Source organism: Evansella sp. AB-P1 (genome assembly GCF_029688925.1).
In the GTDB taxonomy this organism is placed as follows: Bacteria; Bacillota; Bacilli; order Bacillales; family Salisediminibacteriaceae; genus Evansella.
On record NZ_JARUKY010000018.1, the window covers coordinates 1 to 16,957 of the forward strand.

General features: G+C 38.3%; 25 protein-coding genes. 18 read left to right on the top strand and 7 right to left on the bottom strand.

Annotated features, from left to right (window positions below):
- The first annotated feature begins 148 nt into the window (after window positions 1-148).
- The gene (locus QA612_RS17315) at window positions 149-343 is read left to right on the top strand and encodes a hypothetical protein (protein ID WP_278285079.1); all 195 of its coding nucleotides are present in this window, start codon (window positions 149-151) and stop codon (window positions 341-343) included.
- Window positions 344-1,017: 674 nt separating this feature from the next.
- On the opposite strand, the gene QA612_RS17320 is transcribed toward QA612_RS17315, so the two are convergent.
- The 5 genes from QA612_RS17320 to QA612_RS17340 all read right to left on the bottom strand — a co-directional run bounded on the left by QA612_RS17320 (window position 1,018) and on the right by QA612_RS17340 (window position 4,938).
- Window positions 1,018-1,479 carry a hypothetical protein gene (locus QA612_RS17320; RefSeq protein ID WP_278285080.1) on the bottom strand — a complete coding sequence of 154 codons (462 nt, stop codon included), beginning with the start codon at window positions 1,477-1,479 and terminating at the stop codon, window positions 1,018-1,020.
- Between the two features lie 92 nt (window positions 1,480-1,571).
- Window positions 1,572-2,126, bottom strand: a complete 555-nt coding sequence (locus tag QA612_RS17325) for a hypothetical protein (protein WP_278285081.1) — start codon at window positions 2,124-2,126, stop codon at window positions 1,572-1,574.
- 241 nt (window positions 2,127-2,367) lie between these two features.
- Window positions 2,368-2,865, bottom strand: a complete 498-nt coding sequence (locus QA612_RS17330) for a CBO0543 family protein (RefSeq protein ID WP_278285082.1) — start codon at window positions 2,863-2,865, stop codon at window positions 2,368-2,370.
- Between the two features lie 813 nt (window positions 2,866-3,678).
- On the bottom strand, window positions 3,679-4,146 hold the full coding sequence (locus QA612_RS17335; protein WP_278285083.1) for a hypothetical protein: 468 nt from the start codon (window positions 4,144-4,146) through the stop codon (window positions 3,679-3,681).
- Complete coding sequence (locus tag QA612_RS17340; RefSeq protein ID WP_278285084.1) at window positions 4,147-4,938, bottom strand: hypothetical protein; 792 nt, start codon at window positions 4,936-4,938, stop codon at window positions 4,147-4,149.
- Window positions 4,939-5,474: 536 nt separating this feature from the next.
- Between QA612_RS17340 and sda the strand changes: the two genes are divergently transcribed.
- The 8 genes from sda (at window position 5,475) to QA612_RS17380 (ending at window position 11,184) form a co-directional block, all read left to right on the top strand.
- Window positions 5,475-5,615 carry a sporulation histidine kinase inhibitor Sda gene (gene sda, locus QA612_RS17345; RefSeq protein WP_278285085.1) on the top strand — a complete coding sequence of 47 codons (141 nt, stop codon included), beginning with the start codon at window positions 5,475-5,477 and terminating at the stop codon, window positions 5,613-5,615.
- A 297-nt stretch (window positions 5,616-5,912) separates the two neighbouring features.
- Complete coding sequence (locus QA612_RS17350; protein ID WP_278285086.1) at window positions 5,913-6,641, top strand: LytR/AlgR family response regulator transcription factor; 729 nt, start codon at window positions 5,913-5,915, stop codon at window positions 6,639-6,641.
- 187 nt (window positions 6,642-6,828) lie between these two features.
- A complete protein-coding gene (locus tag QA612_RS17355; RefSeq protein WP_278285087.1) occupies window positions 6,829-8,715 on the top strand; it encodes an ATP-binding protein in 1,887 nt (628 codons plus the stop codon).
- Between the two features lie 54 nt (window positions 8,716-8,769).
- The gene (locus tag QA612_RS17360) at window positions 8,770-8,970 is read left to right on the top strand and encodes a hypothetical protein (protein ID WP_278285088.1); all 201 of its coding nucleotides are present in this window, start codon (window positions 8,770-8,772) and stop codon (window positions 8,968-8,970) included.
- A gap of 114 nt (window positions 8,971-9,084) precedes the next feature.
- Complete coding sequence (locus tag QA612_RS17365) at window positions 9,085-9,393, top strand: DUF3784 domain-containing protein (RefSeq protein WP_278285089.1); 309 nt, start codon at window positions 9,085-9,087, stop codon at window positions 9,391-9,393.
- 52 nt (window positions 9,394-9,445) lie between these two features.
- Window positions 9,446-10,255, top strand: a complete 810-nt coding sequence (locus tag QA612_RS17370; protein ID WP_278285090.1) for an HAD family hydrolase — start codon at window positions 9,446-9,448, stop codon at window positions 10,253-10,255.
- 553 nt (window positions 10,256-10,808) lie between these two features.
- A complete protein-coding gene (locus QA612_RS17375; RefSeq protein ID WP_278285091.1) occupies window positions 10,809-11,030 on the top strand; it encodes a hypothetical protein in 222 nt (73 codons plus the stop codon).
- 16 nt (window positions 11,031-11,046) lie between these two features.
- Window positions 11,047-11,184 (top strand): hypothetical protein, encoded by a 138-nt coding sequence (locus QA612_RS17380; RefSeq protein ID WP_278285092.1) that lies wholly within the window; start codon window positions 11,047-11,049, stop codon window positions 11,182-11,184.
- Between the two features lie 42 nt (window positions 11,185-11,226).
- On the opposite strand, the gene QA612_RS17385 is transcribed toward QA612_RS17380, so the two are convergent.
- Window positions 11,227-12,009, bottom strand: a complete 783-nt coding sequence (locus QA612_RS17385) for a hypothetical protein (RefSeq protein WP_278285093.1) — start codon at window positions 12,007-12,009, stop codon at window positions 11,227-11,229.
- Between the two features lie 576 nt (window positions 12,010-12,585).
- Between QA612_RS17385 and QA612_RS17390 the strand changes: the two genes are divergently transcribed.
- The 6 genes from QA612_RS17390 (at window position 12,586) to QA612_RS17415 (ending at window position 15,515) form a co-directional block, all read left to right on the top strand.
- Entirely contained in the window at window positions 12,586-12,930 is a 345-nt protein-coding gene (locus QA612_RS17390) for a DUF4181 domain-containing protein (protein ID WP_278285094.1), read from the top strand.
- A 279-nt stretch (window positions 12,931-13,209) separates the two neighbouring features.
- Window positions 13,210-13,533, top strand: a complete 324-nt coding sequence (locus QA612_RS17395; protein ID WP_278285095.1) for a hypothetical protein — start codon at window positions 13,210-13,212, stop codon at window positions 13,531-13,533.
- 101 nt (window positions 13,534-13,634) lie between these two features.
- The gene (locus tag QA612_RS17400; protein ID WP_278285096.1) at window positions 13,635-13,934 is read left to right on the top strand and encodes a hypothetical protein; all 300 of its coding nucleotides are present in this window, start codon (window positions 13,635-13,637) and stop codon (window positions 13,932-13,934) included.
- A 24-nt stretch (window positions 13,935-13,958) separates the two neighbouring features.
- Window positions 13,959-14,156 (top strand): hypothetical protein, encoded by a 198-nt coding sequence (locus tag QA612_RS17405; protein ID WP_278285097.1) that lies wholly within the window; start codon window positions 13,959-13,961, stop codon window positions 14,154-14,156.
- A 56-nt stretch (window positions 14,157-14,212) separates the two neighbouring features.
- Window positions 14,213-14,920 (top strand): nucleotidyltransferase domain-containing protein, encoded by a 708-nt coding sequence (locus QA612_RS17410; RefSeq protein WP_278285098.1) that lies wholly within the window; start codon window positions 14,213-14,215, stop codon window positions 14,918-14,920.
- 37 nt (window positions 14,921-14,957) lie between these two features.
- Window positions 14,958-15,515, top strand: coding sequence for a GNAT family N-acetyltransferase (locus tag QA612_RS17415; RefSeq protein WP_278285099.1), 558 nt, complete (start codon window positions 14,958-14,960; stop codon window positions 15,513-15,515).
- A 172-nt stretch (window positions 15,516-15,687) separates the two neighbouring features.
- Here the strand turns inward: QA612_RS17415 and QA612_RS17420 are convergent, their stop codons facing one another.
- Window positions 15,688-15,927: a hypothetical protein gene (locus tag QA612_RS17420; protein ID WP_278285100.1), complete on the bottom strand. Its 240-nt coding sequence runs from the start codon at window positions 15,925-15,927 to the stop codon at window positions 15,688-15,690.
- A 108-nt stretch (window positions 15,928-16,035) separates the two neighbouring features.
- Between QA612_RS17420 and QA612_RS17425 the strand changes: the two genes are divergently transcribed.
- From QA612_RS17425 to QA612_RS17435, 3 genes are all read left to right on the top strand, one after another.
- Complete coding sequence (locus QA612_RS17425; RefSeq protein ID WP_278285101.1) at window positions 16,036-16,209, top strand: hypothetical protein; 174 nt, start codon at window positions 16,036-16,038, stop codon at window positions 16,207-16,209.
- A gap of 392 nt (window positions 16,210-16,601) precedes the next feature.
- The gene (locus QA612_RS17430; RefSeq protein WP_278285102.1) at window positions 16,602-16,790 is read left to right on the top strand and encodes a hypothetical protein; all 189 of its coding nucleotides are present in this window, start codon (window positions 16,602-16,604) and stop codon (window positions 16,788-16,790) included.
- Entirely contained in the window at window positions 16,784-16,948 is a 165-nt protein-coding gene (locus tag QA612_RS17435) for a hypothetical protein (protein WP_278285103.1), read from the top strand. Before QA612_RS17430 ends, QA612_RS17435 begins: the two co-directional genes overlap by 7 nt.
- Window positions 16,949-16,957: the final 9 nt, after the last annotated feature.

Here is a 16,957-nt window from a genome sequence, read left to right on the forward strand (position 1 = left end):
AGTCTAGAACTGAAAAAATACGAAAAAACATCAAATGCACAGTCCAATGAGCCTGCAAATAGGAAAAGAAGAATTGCAGTCATATAGAAGGCGTGCCATGAGCCTGCAAAAGGGAAAAGAGGATTTGCAGTCATATAGAAGGCGTCCAATGAACCTGCAAATGGGAAAAGAAGAATTGCAGTCATATAGAAGGCGTGCCATGAGCCTGCAAAAGGGAAAAGAGGATTTGCAGTCATATAGAAGGCGTGCCATGAGCCTGCAAAAGGGAAAAGAAGGTTTGCAGTCGTATAGAAGGCGTCCAATGAGACTGCAAATGGGAAAAAGAGGATTTGCAGTCGTATAGAAGGCCGCTAATAAGCCTGCAAAAGGGGAAAAGAAGAATTGCAGTCATATAGAAGGCCGCTAATAAGCCTGCAAAAGGGAAAAGGAGATTTGCAGTAAGATAGAAGGCGTCCAATGAGACTGCAAATGGGAAAAAGAGGATTTGCAGTCGTATAGAAGGCCGCTAATAAGCTTGCAAAAGGAGGAAAGAAGAATTGCAGTCATATAGAAGGCGTCCAATGATACTGCAAAAGGGAAAAGAGGATTTGCAGTCATATAGAAGCGCGCCAATGCTATAGGAAGACAACAAAACAACATTTGCTTGGTTTAAGCTGGTATCTGGAACTGTAGAGAGATGAGAGATCAACAATATTTGCAAGTTTAAGAAAACGCCAGGAACTACAAGAGAGAGGAAAAAACAACATTTGCTTGGTTTAAGCTGGTATCTGGAACTGCAGAGAGATGGGAGATCAACAATAATTGCAAGTTTAAGAAAGCGCTGGAACCGGAGAAAGCTAAAAAGCAAATTTGCCCGGTGGTACATAAGGCTACAGAAAGAAAAAGCCCATTTGCTAGGTTTGAGCAAGCGCCTGGACTGAAGAAAGTCGAAAAACTCCAAGTGGTTAAGTCAAAGGTAGCTGGCTTTTCGGAAATTGGTTGATATCGTTCGTTGGGGGGGAGGTGCAGGCGCATTCGTCAATTTCCGTGAACGGAACGGAAGTAATAGAGATTTCGGACTTTGAATCGATAGTCGATCCACTGGCCGGCGGCATCACGGGTATCTATGGTCGTGACCTTTTGCTTAATGCTATCTAATAGAAAGTCAGGAAACTCTCGGTGCCAATCGTCCGATGCAAAGTAGTCCACTACATCAATTGTAAATAACGGGATGTTACAAGCATAGCCGATCTCCTGTGGGGGAATGTGGCGCTGGAATAATCGGACAATGGTCTTATGTATTGCCCCGTTAATAGATGTGACAGCACCAACAATTTCCTCTTCAGCGTAATTGACTTTTGTTTTTACAGTTAATAGAAATTTATCGTATTTCGTCTCAGGGTGATTATAATAATTAGTGGTTTCGAGAATGATGGACATTTCCCCAAACAGCTCTTCAAAAATCTTTCCTTTTTTATGGAGAACTTCGATTGCTGCCATTTCATATTAACCTCCCAGCTAAAAAACTAGTTGTTAGCATAATATGAAATAGACTTATTGATTATCACTATAATTCTTGTTTCCTTAGTAGTTCATTCAGATACGGAATTCCGTCTAGCCATTCTTCTTTTTAATAGCTTTTCAACGATGTGTCCTACGAAGCCTAATGAAATTCCTAGTGAAAGTCCAGAAAAAACCGGTGATTCTAGAAAAAAATTATCTAAATTATAAATCACAGGGACGTGCCAATAAATACCCAAATTCATCCCTACTACAGCACCGAAAAAGAATCCTGTTAGCCGGACCTCTTTATTTTTTTCACCCTTTAAAGCAGCATTAATAGAGATAGCGTGATTATAGGAATGCCACATAGCAAAAGCCCATATAGAAGGGTAATACATTCCCCAATCATAATCCACCACCTTGTGAGCACTCTCAAATTCGCCATGAAAGGAAGTCATAATGGCATAATTCAGCCTGGACAAACTATTTCCGATCAGTTCCCACACCATTAAAATGATAGCGATGATAATTTGCCCATTATATAGATGCCCCAAACCTGGTAAAACGAAAGACATTAATAAAGCGGAAATTGGCGATTTATATTCTAATGTACTATTGTTAAAGGTTGATGAAATTCCACTCATTGCCACATACCCCTCAATCGATCACTCTGTTAAATACAGTTTTTCCCAAATTGATCGTTGAATACGTTCCAGGAGCTGATATATCAAGTGAATGATACTTTAGTCGCATAAAGTGAAATTTCAATTTTTCTTAACCTAACCCATCACACTAAAAATATCGAATGGACATAAAGAAGAAGCAGAATTAAAGCGATGTGCCAAAATGATCTGGAACGGTCTACTCATGGAAAAGCAACTCCTTTTACCGCAATAATTCCTGCTTTTCCTCTATTCTTCTTACGCCACCAATCCATAGTCTCGTCAATAATGATTTTATATTAAGACTAATAAAAGAATGGTACCATTTCCATCCGTTACGAAACTTAATGAGCCTTGTGTTTCGTTCAGCCCAAACTTCTATTAGAATCATAGGAATCGTGAAACATAATAACTTTACAACCATCTTCATTGGCTTGTCCTTCTTAGTTAGTTGGTTATAAGTAACGGTTATAATCGGATACAACAAATAATCAAACAAAATATTTATTCTAAATCGTTTTGGTAACAAGCGAACGGGATATTGAATAATATTGTATGATACAACAAGCCGATCAATGATTCCGTTTGTGGCACTATTCCACAAAAAAACCAACAACCAGTCCTTTATAGGTGGCTTTCGAAAGATTATTGGCAAAAGTAATAACCCTAAAACTAGTGAGAATCGCAAAAATAGCTTTTCAAACACTATATTCCTTTTCATAAAAAAGCCTCCTTTTATTGATTAGGATGCACGACCTATGTATAAATATGTTTCCATGGACGATAAACGTTGTTTTAGTTTTACCTATAAAAAAGGACACCTGGAAAATAGTGACGACTCCAGCGGGAAAAGCAATAGCAGAAGACGCGACAATTCGGCACGATAGTGCGAAGTGGGGAGGCTGAGGCATTGTCCGCGCAGCCAGGATGGCAGGATTACGCCGTTGCCCACAGGACGTGGGCTGACCTTAGGCGTAATTGATTCACCAGTAACGGATGAACCAACTTATTTAGTATTTTCTTCTTCCATGGTGCACGTATTGCTTGCATGAGAGGTCTACCCTGAAAATACGAAAGTTCTCGCATATAGTGGGAAAGTGGATTTGCGGGAAGAAGACTCGATATTGTTCCCGCAAACGGTGGAAATACAAAAATGCGGGATGAATGAAGCCGATATTCTTCCCGCAAACGGTGGAAAAACATAAATGCGGGATGAATGAAGCCTATATTGTTCCCGCAAACGGTGGAAAAACATAAATGCGGGATGAATGAAGTCTATATTCTTCCCGCAATCGGTGGAAAATCACAAATGCGGGATGAATGAAGCCGATATTGTTCCCGCAAACGGTGGAAATACAAAAATGCGGGATGAATGAAGCCGATATTGTTCCCGCAAACGGTGGAAAAACATAAATGCGGGATGAATGAAGCCGATATTGTTCCCGCAAACGGTATGAGATTGGAATTGCGGGAAGATAGTATACTTTAGAAAGAACATTTTCATCCTCCATTTTTTTGTTTTTTCAGAAAAAAATCATCTAGCGTCCTCCACTTTAGCTACTCCAAGTGCAAGGTGCTCCCATAGAACCTCTTCCACTTTTTCCACTAGTTCAGAAGGACAATCAACAACTAACACCACATCAGACTTTTTGCCTCTAACAACTCTTTTTCTTTTGTGAACCACTTTAAAAATTATGTAGTCAATAATAAATCCAACAAGAAACCCAGTAGCAGCACCAATTAACCCCCAATAAATAGGCCCCCACTCTAAAATAAAGCCAACACTGGCCCCAATGACTGAGAAAGCTGTTCCAATTGCAGCACCTTTATCAAATAAACTAATACCGTCTGCTCTATGTAACGTGTCAAACAAACGCCTTTCCTCTACTCTGCTAATGAGAGGGACTGCAAGTATTCTTTCATCCTTTATTCCTACTTTCTCTAAGGAAGTAATTGCCAATTCAAGGTAAGTGGAGTGCTCAAAAGTTGAGAAGATTTGCATTTATTTCACCTCGTTAACGGAAGCTGGAATTTTAACACGATAGTGCTGATACTTTGCTTGTAAAAATTTTCTTTGCTCGCTTTCAAATAGCTTATTATTTTCAACTGTATTCACGTAAGAACCATAAATAGAAAAGCCAACATGAGAAGGAATAAATAACAACCATTGTGGATCAAGAACTTCAGTGGCTTGATTGATATCTCCTAAAAAAAGGTGATGAAAAGCTACAAGAAACTTTGAATTGTATACAAATGCAATCATAAAGCCCATCGTAAATATGGCTGTAGCAACGCGATGAATATAAAGCTGTCCTAGCCCTGGAGTGAACAATGACCATAAGATTGCCATAATAGGTCTTCGTTTGTCTAAATAATTAATCTCGAAAGCCCCAATACTATAGGAATTAAAATTAGCATTTTCCCGTTCAGTCAAAATGAAAACTTTGTTCATATCAACAGATGTACGATAACTATCCCATATGGCGAAAATATAGACAGGGATATACAAAAGGACCCATCTTGGCTCTAGCACTTCCTTTGCCATATGAATATTTCCAGTAAAGGAATGCACTATCGCAAGATTAAGGTTTGCCATATTATTAACTAAAATTTCCCAAATAAATAATGCATAGCCTCTAAGGTATTTAGATAATAGAAGATGGCCAAAACCAGGAAATGCTGCCGACCACCAAGCAATGATATATGGATTTCGTAGATGAAGCTGCGTCGTTCCAAAAGCACTAACGTATGCTTTGAACCGACGTTCCGAATTTGTTGGTTGAAAGTTATTCATGCTGTTCCCCTCAATTTTCCTACTAATATATATTTTATTATTTACAAATTTATAGGAACTATGTAATACCATTACTGCACCTTTAGGTAGTATTCTTGTTACGCTGAATCTTTCGAAAATAAGGAAATTAGAGTAAAAGGGATAAAGCCCTATAAAAAGGAATTTGCTTTATTTTTTACGAAAAAAAGAACTATCCCATACGAAACACCCGTGCCAAATGCGCTACAAAAGCGCTTAGTTTTAAAAAAGTATAAAAAGTCGTTTTACTACTCTGAACTAAATAAATAGGTGATTAAAATGTCGGATTAATTGATTAATTGTCGTCTACAAATGGAACAGAGATGTTTATAAAAAGGTATAAAGAGAATAACAAAATAAGAATTTATGCATAAGTCTACCCTGAAAATAACACCTGAGAAATACTAGAGAGATGCAGGAATAAGTAAAATCGTCTGTCTGTAACAGATGAACCACTGTACGAGAAAATCAAACCTTAAACTACAAAATGGGAAAATATAAAGGAGTTGACTAATTCGGTGCATCAATTAAGTAACAAATTGTTAATAGATACATATGAAAGAGCAGTTAAATTGAATTTAAAGAAAGACTTTCTAAGATTATTAGAGGAAGAGATAGATAGGAGAGGATTAAGGCAAAGAAGGTATTACAATAGTTAATACATAAATACAATTGTAAATTTATGGGTTAATATAAGGATTATTTCCTATTTAATTAGAACGACGAAAATTCTAAAAAAAAATGATACAATAGTGAACAAGAATTGATAGAATAGATTGATTATTATGGAACTATCATTTTTCATGTAAAAAAACTAAAAGCAAAAAATGTGAAAGCGTTTTCGAAACAGATCTTAATTTGAAATTTCTTAACCTATATATCATCTTAATGTCCATGAAAAAATCCTTCCACAGATAGTAAGAATGATGCCATTAGGAACATGGAGGTAATTTGATTTGGATAGAGAAATAGATGTCATTATAGCAGAAGATAGTCCAGATGCTCAAGATATTATTTTGAGTTTTATAAAACCACTTGAAGACTTTAAAGTAATTGGCGTAGTCGATAATGGGGAAAGCTTACTGGAGTTAAACTTAAATAAAAAACCACAGTTAATCATTGCTGATATTAACATGCCAAAGCTAAACGGAATTGAAGCAATTACCTCCTGTGTAAAAGTAAACAAAGATTTAAAGTTTATTTTCACGACAGCCCATGATGAATATGCTGTGAAGGCTTTTGAATTAAGTGCTGTTGACTATGTTATGAAGCCAATAAAAAAGGAACGACTATATGTAGCTTTAGAAAAAGTAAAAAACCTAATAAATGCTAAAGATCAGGATGCAGAAGAGCAGAAAAAAATTTTAACAATTAAAATGGATAGAATCTCTTATTTTATTCCTTTTGATAACATTATTTTTATAGAAAAAGCGAATCGAAAAACAGTGATTCATACGGATGAACAAAATTTTGAAACGAATGAAACATTAGATAGTATTCATAATAGGCTAGACAGTCATTTTTTTCGAACGCATCGTTCATTTATTGCCAACCTTCACCACATTTCCCATATCATTTTAGAAGGGGAGACCTATTTGGCTCACTTTAGAAACTATTCCCATTATGCACATGTTTCGAAGCTGAGAATAAACGAACTTTATAAAGAAATATCTTACAATGAGTAAAACTCTAAGTAACGCTACGTGCGTTGTTTAGAGTTTTTTATACTTTATAAACAGTAAGGTTTCAAGCATAAATAGAGGCGATTTTATCAATTTAGACCAAATCCACCTATTCCCATCAAAACTAGCTTTTAGAATAGAGAAATTTTTATTAAAATAAGAGTATTAAAGTTTTTTAGGAGGTTACTTCGTGATTAATGAAAAGACATCAATAGAACAACAGTGTCATACGCTACAGCATGTAACAAATAATCTTCTAATCGACGAAGGAGCTCATATTGTATATGTGTTTAATGAACATGAGAAATATGTGGGAAATTCCCTTACCTTTCTATCTGAAGGGTTAGATAATAGAGAACATATCATTTTGGTTGAAGATGAAAATTTCTATATTACTATAAAGAGACTGCTGAAATTACAGGGATATTCAGAAGAAGAGATTCAATTAATTTCATATTATCGTAACTCTGATTACTATCTACCTAAAAAAGATTTTAATATAGATATAATGATGGCTAAACTTGAGGAACTATTGAAAGGGATTAATGAAACTCCTTCAAAGAGAACAAGAATTTGGGGCCAGGTACTAGTTCTAGATTCATCGATTAGTGAAATTAAAAAATACGAAAAAGCTTACGATAACTTAATGTACGGAAAAAATATAATTTCTGTTTGCTCCTATAATGGGCTTACGATGCCTGCATTTTTTCAAAATGAATTATTAAAGATACACCAATACATTATGCTAGATGACCAAATTGAAAAGTCCCCGTTTTATAATAGAAAAAATGTGTCAGATACTTCAAATTCCGAGATTGAAAGATTGCAACTTTTACAACAGGAAAACACGATCTTAAAAGAGAAATACGAAACACTTTTAATAAATTCTGCTACTCAAAAAGAACGAGAGAAGTTCCTTAAAATGGAAAAAATAAATGCTGAAAAAGAGAATAGTGCAAAAAATCTCTTTCTTTCACAAATGAGTCATGATTTACGGACCCCGTTGAACACGATTCAAGGGTACGCACAAATCATATTAATGAATGAATATAAACGAGAGCATCTCAATGAAAAAATAAAGAAAATTTATAACGCATCCGAGCATTTACTAAAGCTAATTGAGGAAATTTTGGACTTTACATCCATTGATACGGGCAGTGTGAAAATTAACAAAGAAGCTGTTCAGCTTAAGCCTTTCCTAGAAGAGTGTGTTAGTTCCTTAATGGACATCACCACATCAAATATAACAATTGAATTAGAAGACATTGATGATACTATTTGGATTGAAGTAGATCCACTACGATTCAACCAAATTATGACGAATCTATTAGACAATGCCATTAAATATAATAATGCAAAAGGAATAGTAAAGATTTATTGCGATTATGATGAAAAAAATAAAGACATAACTATAAATGTAAAAGACACTGGAATTGGCATAGGAAATGAAGACCTCCACTTAATTTTTGACCCCTTTTATCGCACGAAAAAAAGTGAAAGAAAATCTGTAGGAACAGGGCTAGGGTTAGCTATTGTTGCACAGCTAACAAAAAGAATGGACGGAAAATATGGTATTTTTACAGAAGAAGGAATCGGTTCAACCTTTTGGGTGTCATTTAAAAGATCGAAGAGAAAGGAATTATCTGACAAATGCAAAAAGAATGGAAAAATAGCAAGCACATCATTAAATAAAGCTACCTCCGTCCTCTATATTGAAGACAATTTGGATAATATTGAAGTCATGAAAGGCATGTTGCATGAAATAGGAAATGTTGATTTGACGTCTGTCACAACGGGAGAAAAGGGAATAAAACAAGCTTTTGATATTCACCCAGCTATCATTCTGCTAGATTTGAGTTTACCAGATATTCATGGATACGAAGTTTTAAACAAACTAAAATCCAACCCAATTACGAAAAATATCCCAATTGTTGCTGTCAGTGCAGATGCCCTCCAATCAACGATAAAACAGGCATTAGTAGCTGGCTGCTCCGCTTACATTACAAAGCCAATTAACTTTGAAGAACTAACTAGAGTCATTGAAAGAATACTCGAACCTTCGAAGCAATTGACTTGATTTGATAAAACACCGGACGACCGACTAACGGCACTAGAAGGAGGAGAGGTCACCGTGAAAAGAAGTAAAGAAGAATCTAAAAGACTTGCCCTTATCGTATCAGGCGGGTGGACCATCATGAACATCCTATATCTATCCATCATATTTGCAAATTTGCTAGGAGGCATCATCGGCGGTATTTTAGGGGGCGTTGTGTTTTTTGCCATATGGTATTCAGCCGATCGAATCATGCAAAAGAAGAAAGAACGGAACTAAATGCATGCAACTGAACCGACCAGTGATTTCTCAACAAGGAGACCGAAACAGTAGAAACCATACACCTGCCATGGACGTATAGAAAGAATCAATGTCAGTAAAGGAGAGACCACTATGTATATCCTTCTATTTATCATCATCCTATTTTTCATACTCGCAATAATTCTGTACAACGGAAAAGGAGCCTTCCTCATTGCCGGCTACAACACCCTCCCAAAGGAGGAGAAGGAAAAGTACGACACCGCAGCCCTGGCCAAATTCATGGGCAAATCCATGTTTGTACTAACCTTCTGTATCACCCTATGGTTTCTCAGCCAACTATTTGTGGTGGCCTGGCTCTTTTCCCTCGGCCTCGTCGGCTTTATCGTCACCATCCTATTTATTCTCATCTACGCCAACACAGGCAATCGATTTAGGAAATAGACGTGATGTGAACCCTTTTTGGGAAAAATAAAAGAATCTAGGTGTTTGAATGATGATTTTCCTTGATATTGACGGAACGTTACTTGATCATGAGGGTGGAGAAGCATTGGGGGGAATAGCGTTCTTTGATGCATATCGCCACGAATTAAAAGGGAGTTCAGCTGAATTTTTGCAGCAATGGTATATGCTCTCTGAAAAATATTTCGAAAAATTTTTAGCCAAACAGTTATCCTTCCAAGAACAAAGGCGGATGCGCATAAAAGAACTGTTCGGACATCAACTAAGCGACGAACAGGCAGATGCTAGATTTAATGCGTATTTGTACTTTTACAAAGAAAATTGGTCCGCCTTTGACGACGTCATCCCTTGCCTAAAGGAATTAAAACGAAACGGCTTCCGACTCGGCATTATTAGCAATGGTGACCTGGAGCAGCAGCGGGAAAAACTTGAAAAGATAGGGGTGCTGGATTATGTTGAATGCATCTTCACATCAAGTGAAATCGGAGTGGCAAAGCCTAATGCTGCCATTTTTCAAAAGGCATGTGAATCTGCCAAGGTTAGCACGGAGGAATGCTATTACGTCGGCGATCGATTGGACACAGATGCAATAGGGAGCACCCGGGCAGGGATGAAGGGAATATGGCTAAACCGCCACAAAGAAGCATCCCCCAACCAAGCGGCAGAGGAAGCTACATCAGGAGCTGTAAAACATGGTCAATCGGGTGGTACTTCAGGTGCTGTAACAAATGGTCAACCGGGTGGTACTTCAGGCGACGAATTCGGTGGTGCATCCGTTCCTAAATCAATCCCTGTCATTCGCAGCCTAAAGGAACTGCTCCCTATCGTGTCGGAAAACCAATGAAGAGTCAGTGGGCAGAAGAGAAATGCTCATAGAACGTGTAAAGTTGCTCATAGGACGGTGGAAGCTGCTCATAGGAGTCGGAAATGTGCTCATAGAATGGTGAAACCTGCTCATAGAACAGCCAAACCTGCTCATAGAAATGCGGAAACCGATCATAGAAAGTGGAAATGCTCATAGAACGGTGGAAGCTGCTCATAGGAGTGGAAAATGTGCTCATAGAATTGCCAAACCTGCTCATAGAAATGTGGAAACCGATCATAGAAAGTGGAAATGCTCATAGGACGGTGGAAGTAGCTCATAGTAGCAGTCTGAAAACTAAGGAACAGACGGAAAATAGCAGAAGGAAAACTCATAAATAACCGACTAAGATGGAGTCTATCTTTGTAGTCGGTTTTGCTATTTCATTGCAACAAGCTATTTTTTAAAAGGTATTAAACTAGAATGAAATTTAGATTGGCTAAACATTTTCTGAAACCATTCGGGCAGGCTTTTCGTAAAATAACTTAATAAACAAATATGTTAGTTTAATTTTTAGCAGAAAGGTTGGATTCAAATGGAATTGATATTACCAATTGTTTTCGGACTCTTATTTATGATCTTAGGTTATTTTATCTATAAACATAAAGCACTCTTTTTAATAAACTTGTTTCTGTGGAACGGACTAGACGGTAACAGGGACCTAATTGCAAAGGTCTTCGGAACAATCATGTTCGTCATCGGAATCGTTATCATCCTGTTACCATTTATACTAGGAACGGACAGCATGAACTTTTAGGATAAGAGTAAAAGAGATGGCAGTGTTACCAGGGGAAAACGTCGGAAATGGGTTTGCTGTAATGGGGAAAGCGCCAATGCTCCTGCAAAAGGAAAAAGAAAGGTTAGTGGTAATAAAGCAGTCTTCTATGTTCCAGCAAATAGGAAAAAATTAATTTGCTTGGTTTAAGCAGGAATTTGGAGCTGCAGAAAGCTGTTTAAACAGCGAATACATAGTTCAGTGTTACTGTAAAAGGACAAAAGGGAGTTTGAGGAAACGGGGAAGGCAGCCAGCGAGCCTGCAAAAGGGAAAAAAGATTTGCAGGAGGATAGGAAGCGTCCAATAAGCCTGCAAAAGGGAAAAGAAGATTTGTAGGAATATAGAAGCCATCCAATAAACCTGCAAATGGAGAAAAGTAGGTTTGCGGTAACATAGAAGCCCGCCACTGAACCTGCAAAAGGGGAAAAGCGGTTTGCAGGCGTATAGAGAGTAGCCAATAAGCCTGCAAAAGGGAAAAAGTGATTTGCAGGAGAATAGGAAGGGTCCAATGAACCTGCAAATGAGAAAAAGAGATTTGCAGTAAGATAGAAGGAGTCCAATAAGCCTGCAAAAGGGAAAAAGAGATTTGCAGGAGTATAGGAAGTGTCCAATGAGCCTGCAAAAGGAAAAAAGAAGGTTTGCAGGAGTATAGGAAGTGTCCAATAAGCCTGCAAAAGGGAAAAGAAGATTTGTAGGAATATAGAAGCCATCCAACAAGCCTGCAAATGAGAAAAAGAGATTTGCAGTAAGATAGAAGGGCGCCAATAAGCCTGCAAATGGGAAAAAGAGATTTGCAGTAAGATAGAAGGGCGCCAATAAGCCTGCAAAAGGGAAAAAGAGGTTTGCAGTAAGATAGAAGGGCGCCAATGAGCCTGCAAATGGGAAAAGAAGGTTTGCAGGAACATAGAAGTCGCCATTTTTCCCACAACAATAAAAGATTAAATTTCCTAGGTTTAAGCATGCACCTATCCCTTCAGAAAGTTGCAAAAATAAGAAGAACCTCAAACCATGATGGAGAATAGATCCCCCAATGATCTATCAAAACAACGAAGGGCGTTGATACCTGATGTTAGTTCCAACACTCATGACCATAATCACGGTGGTACTCGTAACAACAGCAGTCATTATTATTTATAAAAAGCGAAAAAACCTCCCGAACGAGCATGGGATCAAAGGATACATAACGCCAGTGTGCTTTTTAATGGCACCAATTATCACGCTAATAGCATACCTTACGAATTCATTTGCCGGCATAATAAACTGGGGCATACTTATCTTATTATTTCTAATTGGTGCTTATTTCACAAAATATTTGCCAAAAGCGTGAATCTATTACTCTCACACTTAAAGGAGACATGCGAAACAAATTGCTATTGTCCGAATGAGCTAGATCCTGATACTCCCACACCAAGAGGAGACGGCCCTTATCGTTCAAAAAGTTCGATAACGTTAATCACCCCTGTCATTCCGACCTGACAACTTGCTTAAACAATCACAAATCAAATATTCACTAATACATCAGGAGGTCCACATTCACATGGGTTTTATTGTTTTGATAGCTATCATTGTATTAGGATTTTACACAAGAACAGTGCTTGTAAAAAAACTGAATATCATAAAAAACAGCTGGGGATACAAGCACAAAAGAAAAAGTTTTGCTGCTTTATTTTATATTATTATTCTCGGTAGCACCCTGTATATCGTTATGTACCAAGATACAAACTTTTTTCTTCTCTTCCCCTTTGTCGGGTCCATTGTAAATATAACCTTCAGCATCGAACAATATCTTTTTAAAAAAGAAGAAAAAGGGCATATATTATATCTGTTTGATGCAACAGTATGGCTCCTACCAGGAATAACGGTGTATCTATTATTCTACTAATGGATCCAAACCACCAACATGTTTCAAACAAAAAATAAATGATGAATACAAAAATTACATTTTTTCACACGAAAAAAGGAAATTAATGCTAAAATCTAATTAATATACATCTACACTTTCAAAATTAAATCTTGGAATTTCCAACATCAATGTTGAATCACGAAATCTATAGCACTGTAATCCAATCACGTATTTCGAACCATCGATGTTCAAACAAAGAATTCACACATCATTATCCTGTCACAGAAACGAAGCAATTCAAATGAGGAGGGAAGCAAGATGACCGAAACGGACGTAGTCATGACCATCTATGTGGTGCTAATTACAGTAGCATTTGTCATCAGCTTAAAATTTGCATCCACGACGATTCAAAAAACGGGCACCTTTCTACCGCAAGCAATCATCGCAGGGACCCTAAACCTAGTCTTCATGATCGCTATCCTTATTGGCTGGTACCTCTACGCATGGGGCATCAACGAATTTCTCTTTTTTGGAGGCATCGTCTTAGGAGTAGGTCTACTAATACTAAGCCAAATCACCCTATACATTGTCCTTTTCCTAAAACGAAAACAGTGGATCCAAACATACAACAATGGAAGTTAAACAAACGTTTATTTAACTACCAATAACGCCAAATAATAGCAACCTAGTTTTCCAAACAACGGTCTACATAAGAATAAACACCCAAAAAGGAGGACCAACCAATGCCAAAATACATCAAACCAATCATCTTCATCACACTTTTCGCCATATCCATCACCTACTTCATCACACTCAGACACGACATGACACCAGTAGGAGAAGGCCTAATAAGCACATTCATCCTTTTCATCATCCTATGGCCACTGAACCTCCTTATCACATGGTCCTTCACCAGAGGATCAAATCCAACATGGCAACAAACAATCACACGAACCACCTACCAAACCATTGGAATATTCATCGGCGTAGCCCTGATCCACGCCATTACATCCATCTTCATTGACGTACCACACCTCATCTAGAAAACCAAAATCAGGAGGAAAACCATGATAAAATCACTAAAAGGCCAATTCATCCTAGCCATCATCACCGCCACCCTCTTTGTGGTAGGCTCCTTTTTTTACATCCAATTCAACGGCGACGACACCTACATCATCCCAAGAATTCTCATGTACATCGCCATGATCGCAGCAATCTTTAACGCCGGAATGCTCACCCAGAAATTTTTGGACAAACAGAAGTAGCCATACACTCTAAAACGTTTTTCGTGAAGGAAGTACCTTTCAAAGGAGGAGCAACGTTGCGAATCTCAGGACAAGAAGCAGCAAGGAAATTCGTTTCTGAACATCACGAAAAAGCAGACATCGTCCTTTTAGCAGGAAGCGCAGCAAAAGGACAAGAAACAGAGACCTCTGATTTAGATATGGTCATCATAAATGACTCAGAAGAACCAGCTTATCGAGAAAGCTATCTATTATACGACTGGAAAATAGAAACCTTCGTACATAGTCCCAACTCCGTTTTAAACCAGTACGAAACAGACAAACAAACAGGGCGCCCCATTCTAGCAAACATGATCGCCGAAGGAATCGTCCTCAAAGACAAGAGGGGAAAAGCGCCGACCATGAAAAACAATGCTAAAGCTTTTCTCGATAAAGGGCCAGCCCCATTGACAGAAAGCTTTATCCAAGCATCGAGATACTTCATGTTCGATCTTCTAGAGGATTTTCAAGATGCAAAAAACCGCCAAGAAGCACTCATTAGTTTAAACACCATCACGATCCAATTCATAGACTTCATGCTTCGAGTAAACGATCAATGGTCAGGAAGGGGCAAAGGTCTATCAAGAGCATTAAAGAAATTCGATGAAAAGCTGTACCACCAATTTTTTACCGCAATAGACGATTTCTATAAGAATGGAAACAAACAGCCTGTCATCCAATTCGTCCACGACTTTTACGAACCACTGGGAGGCCAATTGTTTCATGGCTTTCGTCAAGACGGCTAACCAGCCACAATATCAATACGTAAAAGGGGAGAGATAGATGGAAATAGCAGACATATACGGCGATCTGCCAACCCTAGAAACAGACCGACTCGTACTTAGAAAAGTAACGATGGAGGACGTATCAACCATTTTCAAATACGGGTCCGATGAAGAGGTTTCTCGTTACGTCACATGGGATATCCACCGTACTATCGCAGATTCAGAGGAATTTGTGAAATTCGTTCTAAACCAATATGAAAATAAGAAAATAGCACCGTGGGCCATGGAACTGAAAGAAAACGGTAAATTGATCGGAACGGTTGACTTCGTTTCCTGGCAGACGAAGCACCACACAGCAGAAATAGGCTATGTCATCGCCAAAGAATTCTGGGGGAACGGCTACACGACAGAAGCCGCGAAGGCGATCATCACATTCGGTTTTGAAAAAATGGACCTCGTCCGTATCCAAGCAAGATGTTTTACAGAAAACGTGGCCTCCCAGCGCGTCATGGAAAAGGTAGGCATGACCTACGAAGGCTTACACCGAAAAGCCATGCTCATTAAAGGGAAGCACCGGGACCTGAAGATGTTTGCGGTTTTAAAAGAAGATCAATAATGGTGAAAAATGTTGTTCTAGATGAAAATCACTAATGGTGAAAAAAATGATGAAACGTCCTTCACCAATTGGAATTCATTGCTGTTAACGAACGTTTATGTTGTGTTGGCAGCAAGACCCTGATAAACAGCTACGATACTAATTTTTTTCGGCAAAAAACAACCACGGTAGTTTAAATTAAAGACAAAATGAGATAAAGAAGGCATGCGACTGCTAAAAAGGATACGGGGAGAAATAACGGTGAAACTTTCTTTCCGTGCTCCACACGGTTTGGTAGTGCCTCTCCTTCTTCATATGCCTTTTCCAGGCTAGGCACGCCCACTTTTGTTTTATGAGAACCAAATAAGATTAATACTAGAAAAAATAAGGCATGCAAAATAAAAGATCCAACGATTGCTAGAACAAACATCATGTGTCTCCTTTCCTCCATTGGTAGGATTAGATATATTATTGTAGTCTACTGAACTGATGAATTGTCACTTGCTTCAAATCATATTTTAACATATATAACCATATTCGTATGGGGAAAAATAAAAGCTATGTTGAAAACAGAAGGAAGCAAGATTATAACTATAGTGATACATTAGCGTTGCTGATTATGGTAGAGTGGTGCTATCGAGAAGTTAAAATAAAGGAAGAAGAAACGATCGAAGAAAAATTAAGGATAATTAGAACAATAGAAGAAGGAAATTAGTCATAAGAATAAGAACCTTAACAGTAAGGAGAACGAACATGCTACTAAACATAGGCGTTGCAAGCTTCATTTTCATCATAATCATGCTAGCACTACTCATTTTTGTCAATCACCGGACTAAAAACAAATAAATTGTATCATCACCAAGTAGGGGATTGTGGCATTAATAGAAGGTGCCAATCTCAAAACCCTGGAAGGTGAGAAAGAAATTATTTGCCAGGTTTAAGCAGGCTTCAAAAGCTCTGGAAAATTGGAAATGATCATTTCTTACAAAATCGGACGCTGTCTAGACGTTCGGAAAGCTGCAATAATAGCAATTGTGGACGTTAAGCAACCGCCACTGAGCCTGCAAAAGGAAAAAAGCAGGTTTGCGGTAACGCGGGAGGTCGCCAGTGAGCCTGCAAAAGGGAAAAAGAAGGTTTGCGGTAACACGGGAGCCCGCCAGCGTTCCTGCAAAAGGAAAAAGAAGATTTGCGGTAACGCGGGAGTCCGCCAATGAGCCTGCAAAAGGAAAAAGAAGATTTGCGGTAACGCGGGAGCCCGCCAATGAGCCTGCAAAGGGAAAAAGAAGGTTGTGGTAGCGCAGGAGTCTGCCAGCGTTCCTGCAAAAGGAAAAAGAAGATTTGCGGTAACACGGGAGTCCGCCAGCGTTCCTGCAAAAGGAAAAAGAAGATTTGCGGTAACGCGGGAGCCCGCCAATGAGCCTGCAAAAGGAAAAAGCAGGTTTGCGGTAATATAGTAGTCTTTT